Raw genomic sequence first — 24,614 nt, 5'->3', positions numbered from 1 at the left:
TTCCGGAAGCGGCAATTTGCAGGTTATCCTGCCAGCTGATGTACCACTACCCACATCGGACCCTGTCCAACGGCGTAACGGCCCACCGGCTTCAGTAAGCCCTGTGGCTCAGTGATATTGTAGACTTCAATGTGGTGTGACTTCTGCCCCGCCGCCACCAGGAACTGGCCCGCGTGATCGATATTGAATCCGCGCGGCTGCGTTTCGGTCGGCTGAAACCCTTCGACTGTCAGCACGGCACCGTCTTCGCTGACGCTAAATACCGTTAAGGTGCTGCTGGTGCGATCGCAGGCGTACAGGAAACGTCCGTCTGGCGTCAGATGAATATCGGCAGCCCAGCGGGTACCGGTAAAATCAGGCGGCATCATATCCAGCGTCTGTACCGACTCAACCTTGCCCTGCGCATTGTTCAGCGCCCAGACCTCGACCGTGCTGTTCAGCTCATTGACGCTGTAGGCGTACTGTCCGTTGGCATGAAACGCCATGTGGCGAGGCCCGGCGCCTTCCGACGTGGTAACCTGCTCCTGCGAATGCGGGGTTAACTGACCGTCTGCGCCAAGGGTAAACAGGCAAATGCGATCCTGCTTCAGGGCAGGCACGTACAGCGTCCGATCGGCATTGTCGATATTGGCGGAGTGGCATCCCGCCAGGCCGTTAATGACCTGGCTCGGTGCCTGTGGCACGCCGTCATCCCCTATTGGGCTGATACTGACGCACGCATCGTTGTAAGAGCCGCAAAACAGGAAACGGCCGGCATGATCGGTGGAAATATGGGTCGGGCTGCCCGGCAGAGGCGCCTGTCCGGCTTCGGTCAAGGTGCCGTCTGAGGCGATGCGAAACGCCAGTACACGGAAGTCGGGGCGCACGCCTACATACAAGAAATCTTTTTTTGGACTCACCACCATAGGCTGAACCTGACCGGCGACGTCCGTAACCTGCAGGAGCGTCAAGGTGCCATCTTCATTCAACTGCCAGACATGGATTTGTTGACTCTCGGGACTGGCGGTGTAGACAACCTGCTTCATGTATTCTCCTTTTTCGCTGACTCATGTTGTTCTGAGGGTCACTGTAGCGCGTTTTTTTCTGTCTCGCTGGAATGATTTGTGCCCTGATTTTTGTTTCTGTACCACGGTCAGGTGTAGACTTACTGTTCTGCTAACCCATCCCGATGAGAGGATTAATGAGCTATCGTGTAATCGCCCTCGACCTTGACGGCACGCTGTTAACCCCGACGAAAACCATTCTGCCCCAATCCGTGGAAGCGATTACTCAAGCGCGTCAGGCTGGCGTCAAGGTGATTATCGTGACCGGCCGTCATCACTGCGCTATCCATCCTTTCTACCAAACGTTAGCCCTGGATACGCCTGCAATCTGCTGTAATGGTACCTATTTGTATGACTATCCGGCCAAAAAAGTGCTGGCCGCTGACCCGCTGGACGTCGGCAGCGCGGTGCGCGTCATTGAGATGCTGGACGAACATCAGATTCACGGCCTGCTGTATGTAGACGATGCAATGCTGTATCAAACGCCAACCGGCCATGTGATTCGCACACTGAAGTGGAGTGAGTCGCTTCCGCCGCACCAGCGTCCTGTGTTTAAGCAGGTGGACAGCCTGGCGCAGGCGGCCAGAGAGGCCGGGTCGATCTGGAAGTTTGCCCTGTCTCATGAGAACACCACCGAACTGCAGCAGTTTGCGCAGCGCGCGGAAACCGAACTCGGGCTGGCCTGTGAATGGTCATGGCACGATCAGGTCGATGTAGCCCGCGGCGGCAACAGCAAAGGCAAGCGCCTGGCGCAGTGGGTAGAATCCGTGGGGCTGAGCCTGCAGGACGTCATTGCCTTTGGCGACAACTATAACGACCTGAGCATGCTGGAAACGGTGGGGCTGGGCGTGGCAATGGGAAATGCGGATGACGTGATTAAATCCCGGGCAAAAATGGTCACTGGCACCAACCTGGAAACCAGTATCGCCGACACGCTTTACCAGTACGTCCTGTAATCCTGCCCAACCCGGCAAGGCACGCCTGCCGGGTTCAGGCCGTCACCGACACGCTTTTAATCTGGGCATACAGCCACTGTGACGGCCGGATATTGAGCTCGTCGCGCGCCCAGGGCGAGATGCGCGCCCACAGTTCGCTTACGCCAATGCGCAACCTGACCTCAACCTGATCGCCCACCTCAATGAGTTCGACGACCTGCGCAGGCAGGATATTGCGGATAGAGCTGTGCTGAGCCGGTTGCAGCGTCAGGGAGACGTCCGCCGAGGCAATACGGATCCGCAATGCCGATTTAACGGGCAAATTCACCCGACTGACCCAAATATGTTGATCGCCCAGAGACAGCGCCGACATAGGATAATCAGGATGGTGCTCCAGCACCTGCACACGCAGCACGCTGGTCAGATCGCTGGCGGGCAGCCATGGCCGCATTGCGCTGCTGCTCCAGACGCGCTCCAGCGGGCCAAAGGCTTTAACCTTACCCTGATCCAGCACCAGCACGTTATCGGCCAGTTGCAGAATCTCCTCCAGGCTATGGGAGACGTACAACACGGGAATATCAACCTGCTTCGCCAACTTCTGCAGATAAGGCATCAGCTCACGCTTGCGCGGTAAATCCAGCGACGCCAGCGGCTCATCCATTAACAGAATATCGGGCGCACTGAGCAGGGCGCGGCCAATAGCAACACGCTGCTTTTCTCCGCCCGACAGCGACAGCGGAAAACGATCCAGCAGCGGCTCAAGGCCCAGTAACGCCACCAGCGAATCAAACTGGCCCTTCATGCTGGCCGAGAGGCCGTAACGTAAATTCCCCCGAACCCGGTAGTGCGGAAACAGCCGTGCGTCCTGGAAAACGTAGCCGATGCGGCGCTTTTCCGGCGGCAAGGCGATCTGCTGATCGGCATCAAACAGTATTCGCTCATTCAGCTGAATGCGTCCGCGCTGAGGTTGGGTTAAGCCGCCAATGGCGTTAATCAGTGAGGTTTTGCCCGCGCCCGACACGCCGAATATCGCGGTGATACCGCTGGCGGGGATCGTCACATCAACCTCAAGCTGATGCTCGCCCAGGCGTTGAGCCATGTTCAGCGTCAGCATGAAGCCCCCATCCGTTTACGCCCCCACTGCGCCAGCCATTCAGACGCCAGTAAGGAAGCCAGTGCCAGAACGATCGCGATAACGCACAAACGTGCGGCGGCCCCTTCCGCCCCGGGCGTTTCAATCAACGTATACATCGCCAGAGGAATGGTGCGGGTTTCGCCGGGAATATTGGAAACGAAGGTAATAGTGGCACCGAACTCGCCAAGGGAACGGGCAAAGGCCAGTACGGTGCCGACAATAATACCGGGCAGCGTTAACGGCAGCGTAATGGTAAAAAAGACCCGCCAGCGTCCGGCACCTAAGGTGCGCGCAGCCTGCTCCAGCCGGCTATCCACCGCCTCCAGCGCCAGACGAATGGCCCGCACCATGAGGGGAAAGGCAATCACCGCAGAGGCCAGCGCCGCGCCGCGCCAGCTAAAGGCGAAGCTGAAGCCAAACCATTCATACAGTTTTTCACCGATCATACCGCGCCGACCCAGGCCAATCAGCAACAGGTAACCCACCACCACCGGCGGCAGTACCAGAGGCAAGTGGATCACACTGTCGAGGATGGCTTTACCGGGGAAACGGCAACGTACCAGCACCCATGCCATCAGGATACCGAATGGCAGACTGCACAGTACGGCAATGCCTGACACCTGCAGGCTGAGCAGGACCGCCTGCCATTCAACATCACTGAGTATCATTTTTTAGGCGAGAATCCGTATTGTTTGAACACCGCGGCCGCTTCCGGCCCTTTCAGGTAGTTATAGAAAGCCTTAACGGCAGCGTTGTCGCGATCGTTAACGATTGCGACAGGATATTCGACCGGCTTGTGGCTGTCTTCCGGAAAGGTGCCCACCACCTGAACTTTTTTACTGGCTACAGCATCTGAACCGTACACAATGCCATAAGGCGTTTCATTACGTTCCACCAGCGCCAGGGCGGCGCGCACATTACTGGCACGCGCCAGCGCCGGGGAAACAGAAGACCAGGCACCCAGCTTTTGCAGCGCTTCTTTAGCATAGATGCCCGCCGGCACATGATCGGGATCGCCCACGGCCAGACGTTCGCCCTTCAACAGGCTTTTCCAGTTGGTTTTATCGTTGATCGTCACCGGTTTGGCGCTGTCGCTGCGCGGTGCAATCAGCACCAGGTCATTGCCCAACAACGTATAGCGGGTGCTGTTGATCATGCTTTTTTTAGCAACGGCATCGTCCATCCACTGTTGATCGGCTGAGATAAACAGATCGGCAGGTGCGCCCTGCTCAATCTGACGCGCCAGTACCGAGGACGACGCAAAGGATGAGACAACGTCAGTGCCGTGCGTTTTTTTGTACTGTGCTGCAATCTCTTCCAGCGCGTTAGTGAGTGACGCCGCCGCAAACACGGTGACCTTATCGGCCGCCAGCGCCTGGCCTGCCAGTGAAACGCTCATTACCAGCGCAATGCTCAGACGACGAAAGGGTAAACGCATGATTTTTCTCCAGTGATCGTTATATATTGAATAATACAACGCATTATCTGACAGCGGCGTCAAATTAGCAAAAAAGTAAAAAGAGGCGTTCAGGGCGAGGACAACGTCCGCACTGAGGCGGACGTTGTGTGGGGATTAGTTCTGTGAGCGGGCGTTGTTGTTGTCGCGGCGACCCGTTTTAGAGATGAGGTTAAACACTTCACCCAGGCCGTAGATCAGGCCTAACATAATCGCCATTACCACAGGTACCATGATCACTGCCACGGCGAGGCTTTTGATGAGTTCCAGCATGAAGAGTCCCACTTTGCGTGTAAAAAAAGAGATTGTAACGGCTTAGTAAAACTTTGCGCAGACCTTTTCGTGCTTTTACTTTGAGGCTGAAAGCTCGTTATCATCTGCCTGATTACGCGATTCATTCTTTGCAGGAGCCACCATGCAAGCCGAACTCACCCTTCACATCCGCCTGCAGCAAAAGCTGTTTGCCGATCCACGCCGCATTGAACTGTTAAAGCGCGTGCAGCAAACCGGTTCGATTAGCCAGGGCGCGAAGCTGGCGGGCATCAGTTACAAAAGCGCCTGGGATGCCATCAACGAGATGAACCAGCTGGCTGAACAGGAAATGGTGACGCGGGCTACCGGTGGCAAAGGCGGCGGTGGCGCGCAGTTAACCCGCTATGGCGAACGTCTGGTACAGCTGTTCGGCCTGATGGAAAAGATTCAACAGCACGCCTTTGATGCTCTGCAACAGGACTCGCTGCCGCTGGACAGCCTGCTGGCCGCTATCGCCCGCTCTTCATTGCAAACCAGCGCACGTAATCAACTGTTCGGCACCGTGGTGGATAACGACGCGCAGCATATCCAGCAGAACCTGACCATTCTGCTCTCGGATGGCGTAACCCGGCTCAACGTCGCCCTGACCGCGCGCAGCGCAGAACGCCTGCATCTCAAAGCTGGCAAAGAGGTGCTGGTTCTGATTAAAGCCCCGTGGATCAGCCTTCATACGCATGCAACCGGGGCGGATAATCAGCTGGCCGCCACCATAAGCGCTATCGAAACCGGTGAGCAGGTCAGTGAAGTCCTGATGCGCCTGCCGGGCGGTGAAACGCTGTGTGCCACGCTGGAAAACGCGGAAATTGCGCGTCGGCAGTGGCAACCGGGTCACGCCGTGATCGCCAGCTTTAGCGCCAGCCATGCCATCGTCGCCGCTTTGCGTTGATTTATCATTCCGGTTTGACTTCGTTCGAAGCAGTGGCTACAACAACGGTTAACGCTGCAAAAAATGGAACGAATCATGGCTTCATTGCATATTTCGCAAGGCATATTTCATCTTAATGATGCGCGAGTGTTGTCGCTGACTGATGTGCACCTTCAGCCCGGCGAGCGCTGGGCATTTGTCGGTGCCAACGGCAGTGGTAAATCCTCACTGGCGCGCGCCCTCTCGGGTGAACTGGCACCGCTGTCAGGTCAGGTAACCTGTGATTTTCAACGTCCCAGCCGCCTGTCGCTGGAGCAGTTGCAGAAGCTGGTCGCCGATGAATGGCAACGGAATAACACCGACCTGCTGAGCGAAGGTGAGGATGATACCGGCCGCACAACGGCTGAAATCATTCAGGATGAGGTTAAAGACAGGGTGCGCTGCGAGCAGCTGGCCACGCAGTTTGGTATCACCGCCCTGCTTAACCGCCGTTTTAAATACCTCTCTACCGGTGAAACGCGCAAAACATTACTGTGCCAGGCGCTGATGAAGCAGCCCGACCTGCTGATTCTGGATGAGCCTTTCGACGGCCTGGATGTCGAATCGCGCGCGAATCTGACCGCCACGCTGCACCAGTTGCCGCAGGCGGATTTTACCCTGGTGCTGGTGCTGAACCGCTTCGATGATATTCCGGACTACGTTGACCGGGTCGGCGTACTGGCAGAATGCAGCCTGACGCATGTCGGACCCCGTGAGGAGATTCTGGCGCAGGCGCTGGTGGCCCAGCTGGCGCGCAGTGAGCAACTGGCTGGCATGGCGCTGCCGGAAGCCGACGTCCCGGACGCGCTACCGCCGCTGGCAGATGACGCGCCGCGAGTGCTTCTGCGTAACGGTATCGTATCCTATAACGACCAGCGTATTATCGACGGCCTCGACTGGCAGGTTAATACCGGGGAGCACTGGCATATTCTCGGGCCAAACGGCGCGGGAAAATCGACGTTACTCAGCCTGGTCACGGGCGACCATCCCCAGGGCTACAGCAACGATTTAACCCTGTTTGGCCGGCGCCGTGGCAGCGGCGAAACCATCTGGGATATCAAACAGCATATTGGCTATGTGAGCAGCAGCCTGCATCTTGATTACCGCGTAAGCGTCAACGTCCGGACCGTGATCCTGTCCGGCTTTTTTGACTCGATTGGTCTTTATCAGGCCGTCTCCGATCGCCAAATGGCGCTGGCGCGTCAGTGGCTGGCGCTGCTGGGCATGGATAGCAGAATGGGGGATATGCCCTTTCACGGTTTATCCTGGGGCCAGCAACGGCTGGTGTTGATCGCCCGGGCGCTGGTTAAGCATCCTACGCTGTTGATACTGGATGAACCCTTGCAGGGGCTTGATCCACTCAACCGCCAGCTGGTAAGACGTTTCATCGATATTTTGATTGGTGAAGGCCGTACTCAACTCCTGTTCGTTTCACATCATGCTGAGGACGCGCCCCAGTGTATTACCCACCGTCTGCATTTTGTGGCCCAGCCTGACGGCGGCTATCGCTACCAACAGGACAGGATTTGAGTGCCCTGACGCCGTGTCAGCGGCGTTGTTTACCACCAGATGTAAACGCTACCATTTAAACCTGTTTTTTAGCGATGCGATGTGCGGATTCGCCTTTAAATAAGAATATTCAGCTTGTGTAAACGATACCACTTATCCAGACTGGATCACGTTTTTGACTCACCCGATGTGCTATTTTTTCTTGATGACTTTTTAATTTTGACGCTTACCAGGATGCAACATGGAAAAATTTAACCCGGCCGATCATCCTCATCGCCGTTACAATCCCCTGACCGATCAGTGGATTTTGGTTTCTCCTCATCGTGCCAAACGTCCCTGGCAGGGGGCTCAGGAAACGCCCGCAGTGAATACGCTGCCGTCACACGATCCTGACTGTTTCCTGTGCGCAGGCAACACGCGCATCACGGGCGATGTGAATCCTGATTATCAAGGCACCTACGTTTTTACGAATGATTTTGCCGCGTTGATGACGGATACGCCCGACGCGCCTGAAAGTGATGACATGTTGATGCGTTGCGAAAGCGCGCGCGGTACCAGCCGCGTGATCTGCTTTTCGCCCGACCACAGTAAAACCCTGCCCGAAATGTCACTGAGCGCGTTACAGGACGTCGTCCGCACCTGGCAAGAACAGACGGCTGAACTGGGTCAGCACTATCCCTGGGTGCAGGTCTTTGAGAACAAGGGCGCTGCGATGGGCTGTTCTAATCCTCATCCCCATGGACAAGTGTGGGCCAACAGCTTTCTGCCTAATGAAGCCCAGCGCGAAGACGATCTGCAGCGCCGCTATTTTGCCCAAAAGGGCTCGCCGATGCTGGTGGATTACCTTGCGCGTGAACAGCAGGATGGCAGCCGCACCGTTGTTGAAACCGAACACTGGCTGGCCGTGGTGCCCTGGTGGGCGGCGTGGCCGTTTGAAACCCTGCTGCTGCCAAAAACCCATGTTAAGCGCCTGACCGATTTGACCGATGCGCAGCGTGACGATCTGGCTTGTGCCATCAAGCGCCTGACCAGCCGTTACGACAACCTGTTTCAGTGCTCTTTCCCCTACTCCATGGGCTGGCACGGCGCGCCGTTCAACGGTGACGACAATGAACACTGGCAGCTGCACGCCCACTTTTATCCGCCGCTGCTGCGTTCCGCAACGGTGCGCAAATTTATGGTCGGCTACGAGATGCTGGCTGAAACCCAACGCGATTTAACCGCAGAACAGGCAGCCGAACGCCTGCGTTCCGTGAGCGATATTCATTTCCGTGAGGCAAAACAATGAGCTTAAAAACCATCACGCAGCAGGTGTTTACTGAGACTTTTGGCTATGCGCCTACCCACGCGATTCAGGCCCCAGGCCGCGTTAATTTGATTGGCGAGCACACCGATTACAACGACGGTTTCGTGCTGCCTTGCGCTATTGATTATCAAACGGTTATCGCCTGTGCAAAACGCGACGATCGGCAGGTACGCGTGGTTGCCGTGGATTACGATCAGGCGCAGGACATCTTTTCACTGGATGCCCCGATTACCAGCGTAAAAGAACCCATGTGGGCGAACTATGTACGCGGCGTCGTCAAGCACCTTCAGCAACGCGCACCGGATTTTGGCGGCGTCGATATGGTGATTAGCGGCAACGTGCCTCAGGGCGCGGGCCTTAGCTCTTCCGCCTCGCTGGAAGTGGCGGTCGGAACGGTTTTCCAGCAGCTGTTTAACCTGGCACTGGACGGCGCCGCCATCGCGGTCAACGGTCAGGAAGCAGAAAACCAGTTCGTGGGCTGTAACTGCGGCATTATGGATCAGCTGATTTCCGCGCTGGGCCAGAAAGATCATGCCATGCTGCTGGACTGCCGGACGCTGGGCACGACACCGGTTTCGATGCCGGACGATATTGCCGTGGTCATCATCAATTCCAACTTCCGTCGCAGCCTGGTGGGAAGCGAATACAACGTTCGCCGTGAGCAGTGTGAAACCGGCGCACGCTTCTTTAACAAAAAGGCGCTGCGGGATGTCGACCTGGCCGAGTTCAACGCGGCTGAGTCTCAGTTAGATCCGCAGGTTGTCAAACGCGTACGTCACGTCATCACTGAAAACGCCCGTACGCTGGAGGCCGCCAAGGCGCTGTCTCGCGGCGATTTAGCCCGCATGGGCGAACTGATGGCGGAATCTCACGCCTCAATGCGTGATGACTTCGAAATTACCGTGCCGCCGGTGGATACCCTGGTCGAGATTGTTAAAGCCGAGATCGGCGATCGTGGCGGTGTTCGCATGACCGGCGGTGGCTTCGGTGGCTGTATTGTCGCCCTGATGCCGCTTGATCTGGTAGACCAGGTTCAGGCCGCCGTCGCCAGCCAGTATGAAGCCAAAACGGGCATCAAGGAGACCTTCTACGTGTGCAAAGCATCAGAAGGAGCGGGCCAATGCTAAACGATGTGAACTCCCATGCGCCGGACGGTCAGCCGTGGCGCATCACCGTATTACGTAATGCCAATGGCATGATTGCCACCTTTATGGACTGGGGCGCAACCTGGCTGTCGGCGCGAGTCCCACTGCAGGACGGTCACGTGCGTGAAGCCCTGCTGGGCTGTGCAACCCCTTCCGACTATCTGCATCAGGATGCCTATCTGGGTGCCACGGTAGGCCGTTATGCAAACCGTATTGCCGGCGCAAAACTGAATAAAATCAGCCGCCCGTTGAGCGCCAATCAGGGCGAACATCAGTTACACGGCGGCCCAGAAGGGTTTGATAAACGCCGCTGGCAAATTGTCAGTCAGTCAGAAACGGAAGTGCATTATCGTCTTGATTCGCCCGATGGCGATCAGGGCTACCCGGGCAACCTTATTGCTGATTTGCGCTATGTGCTGGATGACGATAACTGCCTGTCCATTCACTATCAGGCGCAGTGCGACCAGCCCTGCCCGGTCGGTCTCACCAACCATGCTTACTTTAATCTTGATGCGCATCATGGTGATGCGCGCCAGCATCGGTTACAACTGCACGCCGATCGTTACCTGCCCGTGGATAGCGAGGGGATTCCCAACGGCCCACTGAAGGCAGTGGACGGCACCAGCTTCGATTTCCGTCAGGCCAAACGCATTGAGCAGGATTTTCTTGCCGATGACGATCAGAAGGCAGTTAAAGGCTATGACCATGCTTTCCTGCTGAACAGTGCAGGCGATAGCAGCCAGCCTGCCGCTGAACTCTGGTCAGAGGACGGCAAGCTCCAGTTGAGCGTGACCACGTCAGCGCCCGCGTTACAGTTCTACAGCGGTAACTATCTGGCCGGCACGCGCGCCCGGGAGCAGGAAAGCTATACTGCTTTTCAGGGGATCGCGCTGGAGAGTGAATTTTTACCGGATTCGCCTAATCATCCCGAGTGGCCACAGGATGATTGCTGGCTGCAACCGGGAGATCGTTGGGAATCCGTCACGCGCTATCGCTTTACACCACGCTGAGCCACCGTGTGAAAAACGCGCAGTGCGTCACAGACAGACTTACGCAGTGCGCCGTTTTCCGCTATGGTAGAACGCAATTGGTCAGCCAACGGGCTGGCGACAGCAGGTTTCCATTATCTCAGAAACATCAAGTATTAAGGAGTTAAGCTATGGCTGTAACTAAGCTGGTTCTGGTGCGACACGGCGAAAGCCAGTGGAACAACGAAAACCGCTTCACCGGATGGTATGATGTAGACCTTTCTGACAAGGGCCGTACCGAAGCTAAAGCAGCCGGACAGCTGCTGAAGAAAGAAGGTTTCGTGTTTGATTTCGCCTACACCTCTGTGCTGAAACGCGCCATTCACACCCTGTGGAATGTGCTGGATGAGCTGGATCAGGCCTGGCTGCCCGTTGAGAAATCCTGGCGTCTGAACGAACGTCACTATGGCGCGCTGCAGGGCCTGGACAAAGCTGAAACCGCCGCAAAATACGGCGACGAGCAGGTTAAACAGTGGCGTCGTGGCTTCGCGGTGACTCCGCCAGAGTTGGACCGCAGCGATGAGCGTTTTCCTGGACACGACCCGCGTTATGCTTCACTGAAGCCTGAGCAGCTGCCCACCACCGAAAGCCTGGCGCTGACCATCGAACGCGTGATCCCTTACTGGAACGAATCCATTCTGCCACGTATCAAAAGTGGTGAGAAAGTGATCGTGGCGGCCCACGGTAACTCACTGCGTGCGCTGGTGAAATACCTGGACAACATGAGCGAAGAAGAGATTCTTGAACTGAATATCCCGACCGGCGTTCCGCTGGTGTACGAGTTCGATGAAAACTTCAAACCGATCAAACATTACTACCTGGGTGATGCTGACGAGATCGCAGCGAAAGCCGCGGCCGTTGCCAATCAGGGTAAAGCGAAGTAATTTTGCTTCCGTGCAAAAAGGGCCAGACAATGTCTGGCCCTTTTTTATTGCGCCCTGCTTACCTGCGACGCTTTATAACCGCATCGGCCAGCTGACGCAGCACCTTTTCGGTATCGGCCCAGCCAATACAGGCATCCGTGACGCTCTTGCCATAGACCAGCGGCTCGCCGCTTTCCAGGCTCTGATTCCCTTCAACCAGATGGCTTTCAATCATCACGCCGATAATACCGCGCTCACCGTTGATCATCTGCTGTGCCACATCGTCCGCCACCTGCATCTGCTTCTGAAACTGCTTGCTGCTGTTAGCATGGCTGAAGTCGATCATTACCTGCTGAGGCAACCCGGCTTTTTCCAGACCGGCTTTCACCGCGCTGACATGACTGGCGCTGTAGTTCGGCTCTTTACCGCCGCGCAGGATGATATGGCAGTCGCCGTTACCGCGGGTTTCCACAATCGCGGAGTGACCGTATTTGGTCACTGACAGGAAACAGTGCGGTGAACCGGCTGCGTTGATGGCATCAATCGCCACTTTAATGGTGCCGTCCGTACCGTTTTTAAACCCTACCGGGCAGGAAAGGCCGGAAGCCAGCTCGCGGTGAACCTGTGACTCGGTGGTACGGGCACCGATGGCCCCCCAGCTCATCAAATCCGCCACGTACTGCGGCGTAATCATATCCAGGAATTCGCCAGCGGCAGGCAGGCCGGAATCGTTGATCTCCAGCAGCAGCTTACGCGCCAGGCGCAGGCCGTCGTTTAGCTGAAAGGAGCCATCCATGTAAGGGTCGTTGATCAGCCCTTTCCAGCCAACGGTGGTACGCGGTTTTTCAAAATAAACGCGCATGACCACTTCCAGCTCGCCTTTAAGCTGCTCACGCAGGGTTAACAGGCGCGCCGCGTACTCTTGTGCGGCTTCCGTATCGTGAATTGAGCAGGGCCCAATGACCACCAGCAGGCGATCGTCCTGGCCGGTCAGAATCTGGTGAATGGCCTGGCGAGCCTGAGACACGGTCTGCGCTGCACGTTCGGTGGCAGGAAATTTCTCCAGTAAGGCTACGGGGGGCAGGAGCTCTTTGATCTCTTTGATGCGTAAGTCATCGTTCTGGTAATTCATACTCATTCCATATAATTTCTGGCCCGGCGCCCGCCGGACACAACCCAGCCAATGTAGCCCGAAGCGCACAGGGTGTAAATTCCTGATGAGCGCATAATGTATGCGTGAAATTTGCATAAATGGGTTATGCGTCTAGACTTTTAAAGGTAATCACTGAGGAACGGTGGCTTACTTTTATTAACACCTGTCTTTAAGCTAACCAGCGAAATTTTATTTCGCTCAGGGCGCTTTTTCTCTGAACCTTATCTGGCAGCGGTTAGAGACAGCAAATATCATTTATTAACGGGAGCATAATGATGAATAAGTTTGCAATAATTTTTCTGACGGCAGCAATGACTCTGGGCAGTGGCGCAGCAATGGCTGCCAACGGAAACTCTAACCAGGCCGCAGCAGCAGGCGCAGTCGCCGGCGGCGCGAATGAGAATCTGCCACCGAACAAAGTGGATAACAGCAAAATTAATAACACCGGCACTGAGATGTCTTCTCCAACCCGAGACAGCACCTCCAGCAGCAAACACATGACTGCCGATGAAATTGACAAGAACACGCAGTGTAAAGATGGCAAATGCCCTGACATGAATAAAAAAGTGCATACCAAAAAAGGTGGCGGTCACGTTAATACCAAAACTGACGGCACCACGCAGTAATCACTGACTGTTGAGCTGATAAGGAGAGCCTGGCTCTCCTTTATTTTATCCCGCCGCAACTTCCGCTATGCTGAGCCTGTTAACTTGACAGGGAAATGTTCATGGCCTCACTGCTTCTGATAGACGATCATCCACTGGTTGAAGTAGCACTCGAAGCTGCATTGGCTAAATCCCCCATTCCTCTTCAACTTTATTCCGCCTGCAGCGAACAGTCTGCCCGCGCTTTTCTCTCGCTTCCGCCCGATATCATCGTGCTGGACATCGGCTTGCCCGATGGTGATGGGCTGGAGATCCTGCGTCGCCTGAAGATCCATTTACCCGACTGCCCGGTGCTGATTTATTCTGCCCAGCAAACTAGCCACTACGTCAGGCGCGCTCAGGCCCTGGGCGCGGCAGGCTATGTGGTGAAGAGCCAACGCATGGAGCAGTTACTCAGCGCGATTCTGGCGGTACTCGGTGGACACGTCGCCTTCCCCGACTGTCCTGACGAGCCGGAACTGCCGTTGACCAGTAAAGAGCGCCAGATACTGGCTTTGCTGGCCAGTGGCTTATCCAATCTGCAAATTGCCGAGCGGCTGCATATCAGTAACAAAACCGTCAGCACTCACAAAAAGAATATTCTGGAAAAAACCGGCACCCGCTCCGTCGTTGAGCTGGCTGATTTATGGAAAGCACAGCAGTGAGACGCTGGCTGCTCCTGTTCCTGCTGATGTTTACCACGCTAGCGCAGGCCGATGTGCGCCCGGTCAGCAGCATCAGTCTACCAATGATGATGCCGGTCAAAGGCGCCGAGCTGATGCAGGGCAAAGTCTTGCGGGTCGGCCTGCTGGAGGAGAATAATGCGCCCTGGACAATGCGGGTGGGTAACGATCTCTACGGCATCGATGCCGATTACCTGGCCGCGCTGCACCAGTTAACCGGGGCGCAGTTCACGCTCAGTCTTTATGCCACTCAGGCTGACTTATTAGGCGCACTAACGGACGGCCGGATAGATTTTGCTTTGGGAATGATTGCCCCGCCCCTGCCAGCCAATACGGTCGCCAGCGACAGCTGGTTTAGCAGTCCGTTGCGTATTTATCGCAATCAGCAGAACCAGCGTGCCGTGATGTTCAATAGTCATAATGCTCAGTTGGCTATCAGTCATCTCACGCTGGCCCAGCTGCCCCCGGCCCTGGCGGCCCGTCATCAGTGGCGAACCTACGGCAGCGATCTTCAGGCGCTCTATACGTTGTTGAATCAGCAGAACGATTACGTTGTGGCGGATGAAACCAGCGCGGGTTTTCTGTTGAGTCAGTTGCAACAGGGACAAATCTACCAAATCGCTTCCGGCATCGATGCCGGTCAGCTCAACCTGCGCGCCGTGGCGCGCGATCCGGCGCTTATCGCGTGGCTGAACGAGAGTCTGCGCCAGCTTCCCGCCGAGCTGATGAGTACCCTGCAGGCGCGCTGGAGCAGCAGTCTTCCCCGCTATCAGGACACGCAGACGCTGATGCTTAGCGCCAGCGAGCGCGAGTGGATAACGGCCCACCCGGTTGTGGCCTACGCCGCTGAAGCGGATAACTATCCCTGGAGTTACCGTGACAGCAACGGCACCGCGCGGGGCTACGGTATTGATCTGCTCAACGCGGTGGCCCAAAGCACAGGATTACGTTTTACCCCGCGCTGGGTCAGTAACCCTCAGGAGGCCGCCAGTCTGATCGCTCAGCACCAGGTGATGTTACAGCTGATGCAACCGCTTAACGGCGAAACGCAAAGTACCAGCCTGCCGGTCTGGCGCGCGCTGTGGGGCATTTATATCCGCCAGCCAGCTGACTGGTCGCACTGGAGCGATCTGGCAGGCAAGCGCATCGGAATTCTGCAGAATGACCTGGCGCAACGCCTTATTCCTGAGAACGCGCAGGTTCAACGCTACAGCGACCGAAACAGCCTGTACGATGCGCTGGCAACCGGGCAGATTGATGCCTTAGTGGATAACGTGTTGTCCGCGCGCTGGCGGATTGCCAGCCGCAACGATCCGCAGATTCATCTGGCTTTTGCCGCCAGCGATATTGCGTGGCCCATCGCGGTGGGCATCGCGCCCGATCGGCCCGAGCTGCGTTCCCTTCTGGATCGCGCATTGCAGCAGATCCCCGCCGATACGCAAAACCAGATGCGCGATCGCTGGTCGATGCCACCGCAACCTGGCAGCGTTGCGGCGATGCGTGTTCTGCCGGTGGCCGTATTGTTGACGGGCGGCGTCGCCATCGTGATTTTGCTGGTGCTGCTTGCCCGACGTTACTGGCAACAGCGACGTGACCGTCAACAGCGTGAGCAGGCCGAACGCGCCAACGCGATGAAAAGCCAGTTTTTAGCGACGGTCAGTCACGAACTGCGCACGCCCATGCAGGCGATACTGGGCTTGCTGGAGCTGGAAAAACAGCAGCGTTCCAGTGACAACCTGCAACTGCTGCACCGCAGCGCGCAGTCACTGATGACGCTGCTTAACGATCTGCAGGATCATGCGCGAATTGAAAACAACAGTTTTGCCCTGTCGCCCCGTCCGCTGGCGCTAGCCCCCTGGCTGGCGCAGCAGCGCCATTTCTACCACCCGTTGATGCGCCCGGAGGGGCCGCGGCTGCAGGTTGAAGCCCTGACCCCGCTGCCTGACGCGATTATGATGGATGCCGATCGCCTGCAGCAGGTCGTGAATAATCTCATCACCAACGCGTTTAAATTTACCCGGCAGGGCCTGATTCGCCTGACGCTGTCGGCCACGGACAGGTTGCAGTTAACCGTGAGCGACAACGGCAGCGGCATCCCGGCAGAGGAGCAGCGTAAACTGTTCGATCCCTGGTACCAGGCACCGTCGGGAAAAGCCGTATCGGTCCAGGGCAGCGGACTGGGGTTGTTTATCTGTCGGGAGATGGTGCAGCGGATGGGCGGCGATATTGCACTCCATTCCGTACCCGGCAAAGGCACGGATGTCACGATCGTGCTGCCACTGATCCCCTGTGATCCCGTTCCTGACAGCGACCCGACGGCCCTGCCGGGCTTTCCGGGGCTGCGCGTGGCGGTGGTTGACGATCATCCTACCAACCTGATCGTCATGGAGCAGCAGCTTGCCCGCTTTGCTGTTCAGGCTGACTGTTTTGAGCATGGCCGCGATCTGCTGCTGGCCGATGCGCGCTGCCCTTACGACCTGCTGTTTATCGATCAGATGATGCCGCGTCCTGATGGCACGCTGCTGCTGCGCCTGTTACGCCGTCGGCAACGACAGCGTGGCGGCAGGCAGCGACGGGTGCTGTGTTCCGCCGACGCGCAGTTACTTAACGTGCAGCTGGCTGCGAACGAGCGCGTGCTGATTAAACCAGTTCAGCTTCAGGATATCGGCGAGATACTGGCAGACTTCCGCGACGATCCGCTCGCGTCAGTGGAGGACAATCTGTGGCAGCTTGCACAGCAAAACGAGAAATTTCTTAACCGACTGGGTAAAACATTACGTGATACCCTGGAGAAAGATCGGGCACAGCTGTATGCCGCGCACCAGGCCGGTGACGCGACGCAGCTGGCCGAGTCAGCACACCGTATGAAAGGAAGCTGGCTGTTGATTGGCATTGAAGAAGGGGCAAGGCTCTGTCAGCAGCTGTCTGACAAGGCGAAGCACCAGCAGGACAGCTCAGCAGAATGGCAATTGCTGATATCATTGACCGACAGGTTATTACTCAAACTGGATACTTATGGCACACACCCACTCTCATAGCGGTCAGGACACCAACCGTAAGCGCCTGATGGCGGCCTTTGCCGTGACGGCGCTCTTTATGGTCGCGGAAGTGATTGGCGGCTGGATTTCAGGCTCACTGGCCCTGCTGGCGGATGCAGGTCATATGCTGACCGACGCCGCCGCGCTGCTGATGGCATTACTGGCCGTACAGTTTGCCAAACGTAAACCCAACGATCGTCATACCTTTGGTTTGCTGCGGCTTACCACGCTGGCCGCCTTTGTTAACGCTATTGCCCTGATCCTGATTACCTTCCTGATTGTCTGGGAAGCCATTGAACGCTTCTCCCATCCGCAGCCCATCACCGGCGGCCTGATGCTGGGCATTGCGATTGGCGGGCTGCTGGCGAATATTCTCTCATTCTGGCTGCTGCATCACGGCAGTGAAGAGAAGAACCTCAACGTGCGGGCGGCCGCCTTGCATGTGATGGGCGACCTGCTGGGTTCGGTAGGTGCCATCGTCGCGGCGGTCATCATTCTGTTGACGAACTGGACGCCTGCTGACCCTATTTTGTCGATTCTGGTATCACTGCTGATACTGCGTAACGCCTGGGCGCTGCTGCGGGAGAGTTTTCATGAGCTACTGGAAGGCGCGCCTGATTCGCTGGATGTGACTAAGCTCAGACGCGATCTGAAGCGTAATATTGCAGAGGTGCGCGATGTTCATCATGTGCATGTCTGGCAGGTGGGCGAGAAGCCGATTTTAACGCTGCACGTTCAGGTGATCCCGCCGCGCGATCACGATGGTTTACTGCGCCGCATTCACACCTATCTGCACGACCATTATCAAATTGAACACGCGACGGTGCAGATGGAGTTTCAGCCCTGTGTGGGACCGGACTGCGCGCTTAACACGCCGGTGATTGAGGGTGCTCACCACCATCACGAGCACGGTGAGCACGCACATCATCACTGAGCAGACAGCGCACGAGAACCCTGTTTTCGTGCGCTGATTATCCACATCCTTGAGCCATTGAGCGCAATCAACGTCAAAATAGCGTACTCCAGCGCCATCGCGTAAACCCCCTGACGGGCAAATATCATCACGCTGATGACGTTGATAATCACCCAAAGCAGCCAGTTCTCGACGTACTTACGCGTCATCAGCACCATGGCCACAATCGACAGCACCATCAGGCAGGCGTCCCAGAAGGGAAACGCATCCGGCTGCAGCGTCGGCATCGCCACGGCAAAGCCCGCCGCATTCATGAGGCTCACCGCCATTTGAGTGAGAAAGGCAAAGACCGGATCGATATACACCGTCATAAACGCAATCGCGATCACGCAGCCAGCCGCCCAGCCAATGGCTTTTGCGCGCGGTAACCAGCGTATGGTTAACTCGGCCTGATGATCAGACGTTTGCCGACTCCAGGCGTACCAGCCATAAACGTTAGCCGCAAAAAAGAACAGCTGTAACAGCAGGCTGGCATAAAGCTGAATTTGAAAAAAGATCACCGCAAACAACGTGACGTTTAGCAGACCAAACGCATAGTTGACGATCTTTTCCAGACTGGCGAGCCAGATACACAGCAGGCCCGCCAGTGTCCCAATGGCTTCAATCCATGAGAGATCGTAGCCCGTGGCCCCCAGGGGGATGTGCACTAAAATATTTTGTGTGCTAAAAAAATCCATATCAGCCACCTGTCAAAGACGCGCGTTACGCGTTTCCTTTCACGTTATGTTTGAGATTTGCAGCAAAGGATAGCATACGGTTCAGCGGCACCAGTGCGGCTTCACGCAGCGCCGCGTCCACGTGAATTTCATGTGCCTGCCCACCTGACTCCAGCGCCTCGGCAATGGCTTGCAGTCCGTTCATGGCCATCCAGGGGCAGTGCGCACAGCTTCGGCAGGTCGCACCTTCGCCTGCCGTCGGCGCTTCCAGCAATATTTTGTCGGGCACCGCCTGCTGCATCTTGTAAAAGATGCCGCGATCGGTCGCCACAATCATCTGCGGATGCGGCAGGCTTTTGGCAGCCTGAATCAGCTGGCTGGTCGAGCCTACCGCATCGGCCAGATCCACAATCGCCTGGGGCGATTCGGGATGAACCAGCACTGCCGCATCCGGATAAAGCACCTTCATCCGCTGCAGTGCCTGGGTTTTGAACTCATCATGGACGATGCAGGCGCCCTGCCAGCACAACACATCGGCCCCGCTTTTTTGACTGACGTAGCGCCCCAGATGCCGATCGGGTGCCCAGATAATCTTCTCACCCAGGCTATCCAGATGCTCGATTAATTCCACCGCGATACTGGAGGTGACCACCCAGTCGGCGCGCGCTTTCACCGCCGCCGAGGTATTCGCGTAAACCACGACTGTACGATCGGGATGGGCATCGCAAAAGGCGTTAAATTCCTCAATCGGACAGCCCAGATCCAGCGAGCATTCGGCTTCAAGCGTGGGCATCAGGACGGTTTTTTCCGGGCTGAGGATTTTGGCCGTTTCCCCCATAAACCGGACGCCGGCCACCAGCAGCGTACCGGCCGCATGCTGGCTGCCGAAGCGCGCCATTTCAAGCGAGTCAGAGACGCAGCCACCGGTTTCTTCTGCCAGGGCCTGAATCTCAGGATCGGTGTAGTAATGCGCCACCATCACGGCATTGCGAGCCTTAAGCAGCGCTTTAATTTTTTCCCGATAAAAGGTTTTTTGCTCGTCGTTCAGCCGGGCAGGCTTCGGGGGAAAAGGATAAACAGCATTTTCTGGATCAAAGATTGCGCTCATGACACCGCTCTCGTTCTGTAAAATTAACGAAAATCGCCAGTTATGGCTCAACAGGACGTAAATATCGCCATCTTGTTTTATATGCTAAACAAGATAGCGGAAAAGCGGCAGAGTGTCGTGTTTTATTTGTTCGCTACGATGAAGAGAGGCCGACAAGCCCCTGCTGGGGCGCTTCCAGCTGGAGTAAGAAGGCTTTGACCGCCAGCCCGCCCGCAAAGCCGGTCAGTTTGCCATTCGTCCCAATCACTCGGTGACAGGGCGCCACAATCGACAGCGGGTTTCGGCCATTCGCCGCGCCCACCGCGCGCACCGCGGCAGGATGACCAATCGCCTCGGCAATTTGTCGATAACTGCGCGTTTCGCCAAAGGGAATGGTGAGCAGTGCCTGCCACACTTTTATCTGAAAGTCGGTTCCGGCGAAATCCAGCGGTAAGGTAAAACGCCGGCGCGTCCCCGCGAAATACTCGTGCAGCTGGGTTTCGGTTTCGCGCAGCACCGGATGGTTATCGTCGCGTTCTACCGGCCATAAGCGGGGATGTCTGCGCACTTCGTCCTGCCATAAAATGGCCGACAGACCGCGATCGCTGGCGATAAGCGTGAGTTCGCCGACCGGGGTTGTCACAGGTTTGCAGTAATACATGCTGTTTCCTCCCATCATCATTCTGTCGGGCATTATCGCACTTTTTTAGCGTCAAACTGGCTGTTTTCGGTCATTACAATAAACTGATGTGCTGTCCGAAAACAGCCAGTCAATCTCATCCGCCAGCGCTACGCTGTCGCTATTTGCCGGAGAGCAACCATGTTTGATCCAGATACGGCTTACCAGGCGTTAACGTCGCGGGATACGCGTTTTGACGGCGTGTTTTTTGTTGGCGTGACCTCAACCGGCATTTATTGTCGTCCGATATGTCCGGTTAAGCCGCCGATGCAAAAAAACTGCGTGTTCTTTAGCAGTGCTGAGGCCGCGGAGAAAGCGCGTTTTCGCCCCTGCCTGCGCTGTCGTCCTGAACTGGCACCCGGTAATGCGCCCGTCGACAATGCCCACAGAGTCGCTGACCGTCTGGTGCAGCGCATTGAAGAGGGGTTGCTGGAAGAGCACGCAGGACTGGACGACATCGCCACCGAGTTTGGCATGAGTGCCCGTCAGCTGCGGCGGATTGTGCAGCAGGAGTTAGGCGTTACCCCACTGGAGCTGAAACAGACACGGCGCATGTTGCTGGCCAAGCAGTTACTGACTGAAACCACGCTCCCGGTTACCGATGTTGCCTATGCCAGCGGCTTCGGCAGTTTACGGCGCTTTAATGACGTGTTCCAGGCACGCTATCGCATGACACCCGGCGCCTTGCGAAAAACCGCGCCGCAACCCACACAGCAGCCAGGCGATACCATGCAACTACAGCTCAGCTATCGCCCGCCCTATGACTGGCAGGCAATGCTGGATTTTCTGCAGTTGCGGTTGATGAAAGAGATTGAAGCCGTTGAGGGCCAAACCTACCGCAGAACCGTGGCGCTGGGTCAGTATCGCGGCTGGGTCAGCGTTTCACCGCTCCCGGCCAGGCATGCGCTCCGCGTTGAGTTCACGCTGTCCCTGACGCCGGTATTACCTGCACTCCTGCGCCGCCTGCGCGATCTGTTCGACCTGAACGCGCAGCCGCAGCGAATTGCGGCTCACCTGCAGCAGGATCCTCTGCTGGCACAAAGCCTTCATGACGCTCCCGGCCTGCGCGTGCCTGGCGCGTTTGACAGCGTTGAAATGGGCGTCCGTGCCATTCTGGGTCAACAGGTCACCGTGAAAGCGGCGACCACCCTCAGCAGCCGTTTTGCCCAGGCGTTTGGTGAGCCCTGCTCGACGCCATTCCCGGACCTGTCCCGCTATACTGTCCAGCCACAGCGCATCGCACAGGCGACGGTCGATGAGATTGCCAGCCTTGGGATTGTCAGCGCGCGAGCCAGAGCGATTCTGGCGTTTGCAGGTGCCTGTGTTGAGGGCAGCCTGCGTTTTAACGCTACGCTCACGCCTGATGAGATCATGACGCGGCTGGTCGCGCTGCCGGGCATTGGCCCCTGGACCGCGCATTACATCGCCATGCGCGCACTGCGCTGGCCTGATGCTTTTCCCAAAGAGGATATTGCCATACGCAATAAGCTGGGAGGCCTGACACCTAAGGCCGCAGAAGTTCGTTCGCAGCAGTGGCGCCCGTGGCGCAGCTATGCCGTTATGCATATCTGGAAAAGCCTGTAAGCCTTACGCGGCGCGCTCATAATTTCTGCATTATCAAAAAAATAACCGCGTTCTTACTAAACTCCTGCCCTGTGCAACCGATAACCAATTTGGCTTAACATCGTTGACATGGGCAGGAGGCAGAAGTCATGGGGTTGCGGTTAGAAAATACAAAAATTGCGCACAAACTCAGTTTAGGATTTGGACTCGTTTTATTGTTAGTGGTGGGCTCGGGTAGTATCAGCGTATTACGCTTTAAAAATATTCGTGATGTTTATGAACAAAGCACCCTGATTTACGATATCAACATTGATGTCTTTCAGGCCAAAGTCAACCGGCTCAAACTGCTTTATGGGGATGAAAAAGCCGGCAAAGTGATGGCAGATTACATTGCCCACGCCTCTCAGCTCACTCAGGATGCTCAGCAGTTCACATGGCAGCCTGAACAGCAGGCCGAACTTCAGGCTATCGCCAGTCAACTCAGTCACTTTCAAAGCAGCATCACCACCATGACCCAGGCAGTCCAGACGTTGGCCGCCACGGGTAAACAGCTCGATCAGCGCAACATGCAAAGCCAGTCAACCCTGTATGAAGCGTTAATTAAAACGCAGATGACCGATGCCAGCGTACTGTTCCAGCAGCTTCTCGCCATCAGCCAGCTACGCGATCAGCTTCAGTTACTGCGCTACGACCCGGTTAATGCCGCTACGCTTCAGGTGCAGCTTGAACAGCAAGCCAGGACGATTCAGTCCAGCCTCTCCGCCTTATTACCGCAGTTGCCCCCGGAGGCACAGACGCAGTTGAACGCACTGTGGAGCGCAACGCTTGACGTGAAACAACTCAGTGAGCGTTACGCGGCAGGCTTTCGCGAACTCAGCGTTGCGGAAAGCGCCGTTAAAACGGACGGTGATAAAAGCAGTGCCATCATTAAAATGCTTCTGCAGCAGATGAAAGTTGAAAACAGCAACCTGACCCACGGTTCAATTAATCTGACGCTGCTGACGGTCAGCATTGCGGTTCTACTGGGTATTCTCATCGCCTGGCTGATCAGCCGTCAGATCACCGCCCCTGTCCGAAACAACCTGCTGCTGGCCGAGCGCATCGCCAGCGGGGATTTAAGTGCCGATATCAAACCGGGCGGCCGTGATGAGCTTAGCAAGCTGGCCGGTGCAATGGGCGCAATGAATCACCGCCTGCGGACGATGATTCAGGAAGTCCGCGACAGCGTCTTCACCGTCTCCCAGGCGGCGAGCAGTATTAACAGCGACAACCACAACCTTTCCTCACGGACTGAGCAACAGGCAGCGGCTGTCGTGCAGACTGCTGCCAGCATGGAGCAGCTCACCGTGACGGTGAAGCACAACGCGGATAACGCTCGCCATGCCAGCCAGATAGCGGCGGAAGCCTCTTTGCAGGCTGAACAAGGCGGTGCTGCGGTGAGTGAAGTGGTGCAAACCATGGGCGACATCTCTGCCAGTTCCAAAAAAATTGCCGAGATCACTGCCGTCATTAACAGCATCGCGTTTCAGACCAATATCCTGGCACTGAATGCAGCGGTTGAAGCGGCGCGGGCGGGCGAACAGGGGCGCGGATTTGCGGTGGTCGCCAGCGAAGTGCGTAATCTGTCTCAGCGCAGCGCTCAGGCGGCGAAAGACATTGAGCAGCTCATCAGTGCATCCGTTGGTCAGATTGCCGAAGGCAATAACCGCGTTGCGCGTGCGGGCGAGAGAATGGGACAGGTGGTGAATGCCATTTCCCGCGTCAATCATATTGTGGGTGAGATCTCTTCGGCTTCTGACGAGCAAAGCCGCGGTATTGAGCAGATCGCCCGGGCGGTATCGGAGCTGGACAGCACCACGCAGCAAAACGCCTCGCTGGTCTCCGCCTCTGCCCTGTCCGCCAATGCCCTGGAAGATCAGGCGCTGCGGCTCGAAACGCTACTGAAACAGTTCAATCTCGAACCGGGCCAGACCGCCGCACGCTAATCCTGCCGACGTCTCACGCCACACAAGCGCCCACAGGGCGCTTTTTTTATGGCAGATGGCAGCAAAGAGGCGGATGATTCAGTCGGCCTGTGGCGGGCGCTTATCGCACGTTTAACCGCACTGCACGCCTGACGAAATGCCCGGTGGGCGCGCTTTTCTGAATGGGTGGGTCGTGCAGGATTGCCTCGGCCGGCAGGCCTCGCCCTCCGGGTAATGCTGACGCATCAGCCTGAATCGTTCCGCGATTCAGTCGAACCTGCTGCAGGTTCTCATCCCGCACGTTTTACGCATAGCAAAAAGGCGCCTTTAGGGCGCCTTTCAACATTGGTGGGTCGTGCAGGATTGCCTCGGCCCGGCGGGCCTCGCCCTCCGGGTAATGCTGACGCATCAGCCTGAATCGCTCTGCGATTCAGTCGAACCTGCTGCAGGTTCTCATCCAGCACGTTTTACGCATAGCAAAAAGGCGCCTTTAGGGCGCCTTTCAACATTGGTGGGTCGTGCAGGATTGCCTCGGCCC

22 protein-coding genes and 2 other RNA genes are annotated in these 24,614 nt (G+C 56.7%); 13 read left to right on the top strand and 11 right to left on the bottom strand.

Going from position 1 to position 24,614, the window contains the following annotated elements; translation table 11 throughout:
* Positions 1 to 23: 23 nt before the first annotated feature.
* The gene (gene pgl / locus QLG08_RS18975; RefSeq protein WP_064352697.1) at positions 24 to 1,025 is read right to left on the bottom strand and encodes a 6-phosphogluconolactonase; all 1,002 of its coding nucleotides are present in this window, start codon (positions 1,023 to 1,025) and stop codon (positions 24 to 26) included.
* 155 nt (positions 1,026 to 1,180) lie between these two features.
* Between pgl and QLG08_RS18970 the strand changes: the two genes are divergently transcribed.
* On the top strand, positions 1,181 to 1,999 hold the full coding sequence (locus QLG08_RS18970; RefSeq protein ID WP_014606276.1) for a pyridoxal phosphatase: 819 nt from the start codon (positions 1,181 to 1,183) through the stop codon (positions 1,997 to 1,999).
* A gap of 34 nt (positions 2,000 to 2,033) precedes the next feature.
* Here QLG08_RS18970 and modC read toward each other — a convergent pair whose 3' ends face one another.
* From modC to QLG08_RS18950, 4 genes are all read right to left on the bottom strand, one after another.
* Positions 2,034 to 3,092 carry a molybdenum ABC transporter ATP-binding protein ModC gene (gene modC / locus QLG08_RS18965; protein WP_014593216.1) on the bottom strand — a complete coding sequence of 353 codons (1,059 nt, stop codon included), beginning with the start codon at positions 3,090 to 3,092 and terminating at the stop codon, positions 2,034 to 2,036.
* Positions 3,086 to 3,781 carry a molybdate ABC transporter permease subunit gene (modB, locus tag QLG08_RS18960; RefSeq protein WP_013025096.1) on the bottom strand — a complete coding sequence of 232 codons (696 nt, stop codon included), beginning with the start codon at positions 3,779 to 3,781 and terminating at the stop codon, positions 3,086 to 3,088. The genes modC and modB overlap by 7 nt, the downstream gene beginning before the upstream one ends.
* Entirely contained in the window at positions 3,778 to 4,551 is a 774-nt protein-coding gene (gene modA, locus QLG08_RS18955) for a molybdate ABC transporter substrate-binding protein (RefSeq protein WP_031284215.1), read from the bottom strand. Before modA ends, modB begins: the two co-directional genes overlap by 4 nt.
* Before the next feature lie 135 nt (positions 4,552 to 4,686).
* Positions 4,687 to 4,842, bottom strand: coding sequence for an AcrZ family multidrug efflux pump-associated protein (locus QLG08_RS18950; protein WP_014606279.1), 156 nt, complete (start codon positions 4,840 to 4,842; stop codon positions 4,687 to 4,689).
* A 142-nt stretch (positions 4,843 to 4,984) separates the two neighbouring features.
* Here QLG08_RS18950 and modE point away from each other — a divergent pair, with 142 nt between their 5' ends.
* From modE to gpmA, 6 genes are all read left to right on the top strand, one after another.
* The gene (gene modE, locus QLG08_RS18945) at positions 4,985 to 5,767 is read left to right on the top strand and encodes a molybdenum-dependent transcriptional regulator (protein ID WP_022623678.1); all 783 of its coding nucleotides are present in this window, start codon (positions 4,985 to 4,987) and stop codon (positions 5,765 to 5,767) included.
* A 75-nt stretch (positions 5,768 to 5,842) separates the two neighbouring features.
* Positions 5,843 to 7,315 (top strand): molybdate ABC transporter ATP-binding protein ModF, encoded by a 1,473-nt coding sequence (gene modF, locus QLG08_RS18940; RefSeq protein ID WP_022623679.1) that lies wholly within the window; start codon positions 5,843 to 5,845, stop codon positions 7,313 to 7,315.
* A 220-nt stretch (positions 7,316 to 7,535) separates the two neighbouring features.
* Positions 7,536 to 8,582 (top strand): galactose-1-phosphate uridylyltransferase, encoded by a 1,047-nt coding sequence (galT, locus tag QLG08_RS18935; RefSeq protein WP_064373422.1) that lies wholly within the window; start codon positions 7,536 to 7,538, stop codon positions 8,580 to 8,582.
* The gene (gene galK, locus QLG08_RS18930; RefSeq protein WP_210453602.1) at positions 8,579 to 9,727 is read left to right on the top strand and encodes a galactokinase; all 1,149 of its coding nucleotides are present in this window, start codon (positions 8,579 to 8,581) and stop codon (positions 9,725 to 9,727) included. The genes galT and galK overlap by 4 nt, the downstream gene beginning before the upstream one ends.
* On the top strand, positions 9,721 to 10,755 hold the full coding sequence (gene galM, locus QLG08_RS18925; protein WP_015700727.1) for a galactose-1-epimerase: 1,035 nt from the start codon (positions 9,721 to 9,723) through the stop codon (positions 10,753 to 10,755). The genes galK and galM overlap by 7 nt, the downstream gene beginning before the upstream one ends.
* Positions 10,756 to 10,904: 149 nt before the next feature.
* Positions 10,905 to 11,657, top strand: coding sequence for a 2,3-diphosphoglycerate-dependent phosphoglycerate mutase (gene gpmA / locus QLG08_RS18920; protein WP_013025088.1), 753 nt, complete (start codon positions 10,905 to 10,907; stop codon positions 11,655 to 11,657).
* 58 nt (positions 11,658 to 11,715) lie between these two features.
* On the opposite strand, the gene aroG is transcribed toward gpmA, so the two are convergent.
* Positions 11,716 to 12,768 (bottom strand): 3-deoxy-7-phosphoheptulonate synthase AroG, encoded by a 1,053-nt coding sequence (gene aroG, locus QLG08_RS18915; RefSeq protein ID WP_014606285.1) that lies wholly within the window; start codon positions 12,766 to 12,768, stop codon positions 11,716 to 11,718.
* A 293-nt stretch (positions 12,769 to 13,061) separates the two neighbouring features.
* Between aroG and QLG08_RS18910 the strand changes: the two genes are divergently transcribed.
* The 4 genes from QLG08_RS18910 to zitB all read left to right on the top strand — a co-directional run bounded on the left by QLG08_RS18910 (position 13,062) and on the right by zitB (position 18,088).
* Positions 13,062 to 13,415, top strand: a complete 354-nt coding sequence (locus QLG08_RS18910) for a YbgS-like family protein (protein ID WP_013025086.1) — start codon at positions 13,062 to 13,064, stop codon at positions 13,413 to 13,415.
* Positions 13,416 to 13,516: 101 nt separating this feature from the next.
* Positions 13,517 to 14,098: a response regulator transcription factor gene (locus QLG08_RS18905; protein WP_015700728.1), complete on the top strand. Its 582-nt coding sequence runs from the start codon at positions 13,517 to 13,519 to the stop codon at positions 14,096 to 14,098.
* Positions 14,080 to 17,154, top strand: a complete 3,075-nt coding sequence (locus tag QLG08_RS18900; protein WP_110014980.1) for a transporter substrate-binding domain-containing protein — start codon at positions 14,080 to 14,082, stop codon at positions 17,152 to 17,154. Before QLG08_RS18905 ends, QLG08_RS18900 begins: the two co-directional genes overlap by 19 nt.
* Entirely contained in the window at positions 17,132 to 18,088 is a 957-nt protein-coding gene (gene zitB / locus QLG08_RS18895) for a CDF family zinc transporter ZitB (RefSeq protein ID WP_013025083.1), read from the top strand. The genes QLG08_RS18900 and zitB overlap by 23 nt, the downstream gene beginning before the upstream one ends.
* Here the strand turns inward: zitB and pnuC are convergent.
* The 3 genes from pnuC to QLG08_RS18880 form a co-directional block, all read right to left on the bottom strand.
* A complete protein-coding gene (gene pnuC / locus QLG08_RS18890; RefSeq protein ID WP_028714947.1) occupies positions 18,082 to 18,804 on the bottom strand; it encodes a nicotinamide riboside transporter PnuC in 723 nt (240 codons plus the stop codon). The genes zitB and pnuC overlap by 7 nt on opposite strands.
* A 25-nt stretch (positions 18,805 to 18,829) precedes the next feature.
* Positions 18,830 to 19,891, bottom strand: coding sequence for a quinolinate synthase NadA (gene nadA, locus QLG08_RS18885; protein WP_238493092.1), 1,062 nt, complete (start codon positions 19,889 to 19,891; stop codon positions 18,830 to 18,832).
* Positions 19,892 to 20,024: 133 nt separating this feature from the next.
* Complete coding sequence (locus tag QLG08_RS18880; RefSeq protein WP_072138644.1) at positions 20,025 to 20,531, bottom strand: methylated-DNA--[protein]-cysteine S-methyltransferase; 507 nt, start codon at positions 20,529 to 20,531, stop codon at positions 20,025 to 20,027.
* 159 nt (positions 20,532 to 20,690) lie between these two features.
* Here QLG08_RS18880 and QLG08_RS18875 point away from each other — a divergent pair, with 159 nt between their 5' ends.
* Both QLG08_RS18875 and QLG08_RS18870 read left to right on the top strand, forming a co-directional pair.
* Positions 20,691 to 22,133 (top strand): AlkA N-terminal domain-containing protein, encoded by a 1,443-nt coding sequence (locus QLG08_RS18875; RefSeq protein ID WP_014593202.1) that lies wholly within the window; start codon positions 20,691 to 20,693, stop codon positions 22,131 to 22,133.
* A gap of 128 nt (positions 22,134 to 22,261) precedes the next feature.
* Complete coding sequence (locus QLG08_RS18870; protein WP_019106131.1) at positions 22,262 to 24,097, top strand: methyl-accepting chemotaxis protein; 1,836 nt, start codon at positions 22,262 to 22,264, stop codon at positions 24,095 to 24,097.
* Between the two features lie 163 nt (positions 24,098 to 24,260).
* Here QLG08_RS18870 and QLG08_RS18865 read toward each other — a convergent pair.
* Positions 24,261 to 24,391: non-coding RNA, RtT sRNA (locus tag QLG08_RS18865), on the bottom strand.
* Between the two features lie 31 nt (positions 24,392 to 24,422).
* Positions 24,423 to 24,554: non-coding RNA, RtT sRNA (locus QLG08_RS18860), on the bottom strand.
* Positions 24,555 to 24,614 lie beyond the last annotated feature (60 nt).

Source organism: Pantoea sp. V106_11 (genome assembly GCF_029967885.1).
In the GTDB taxonomy this organism is placed as follows: domain Bacteria; phylum Pseudomonadota; class Gammaproteobacteria; order Enterobacterales; family Enterobacteriaceae; genus Pantoea; species Pantoea ananatis.
The sequence above is the reverse complement of the archived record's forward strand: the minus strand, read 5'-3'. Positions and strand labels throughout refer to the sequence as shown.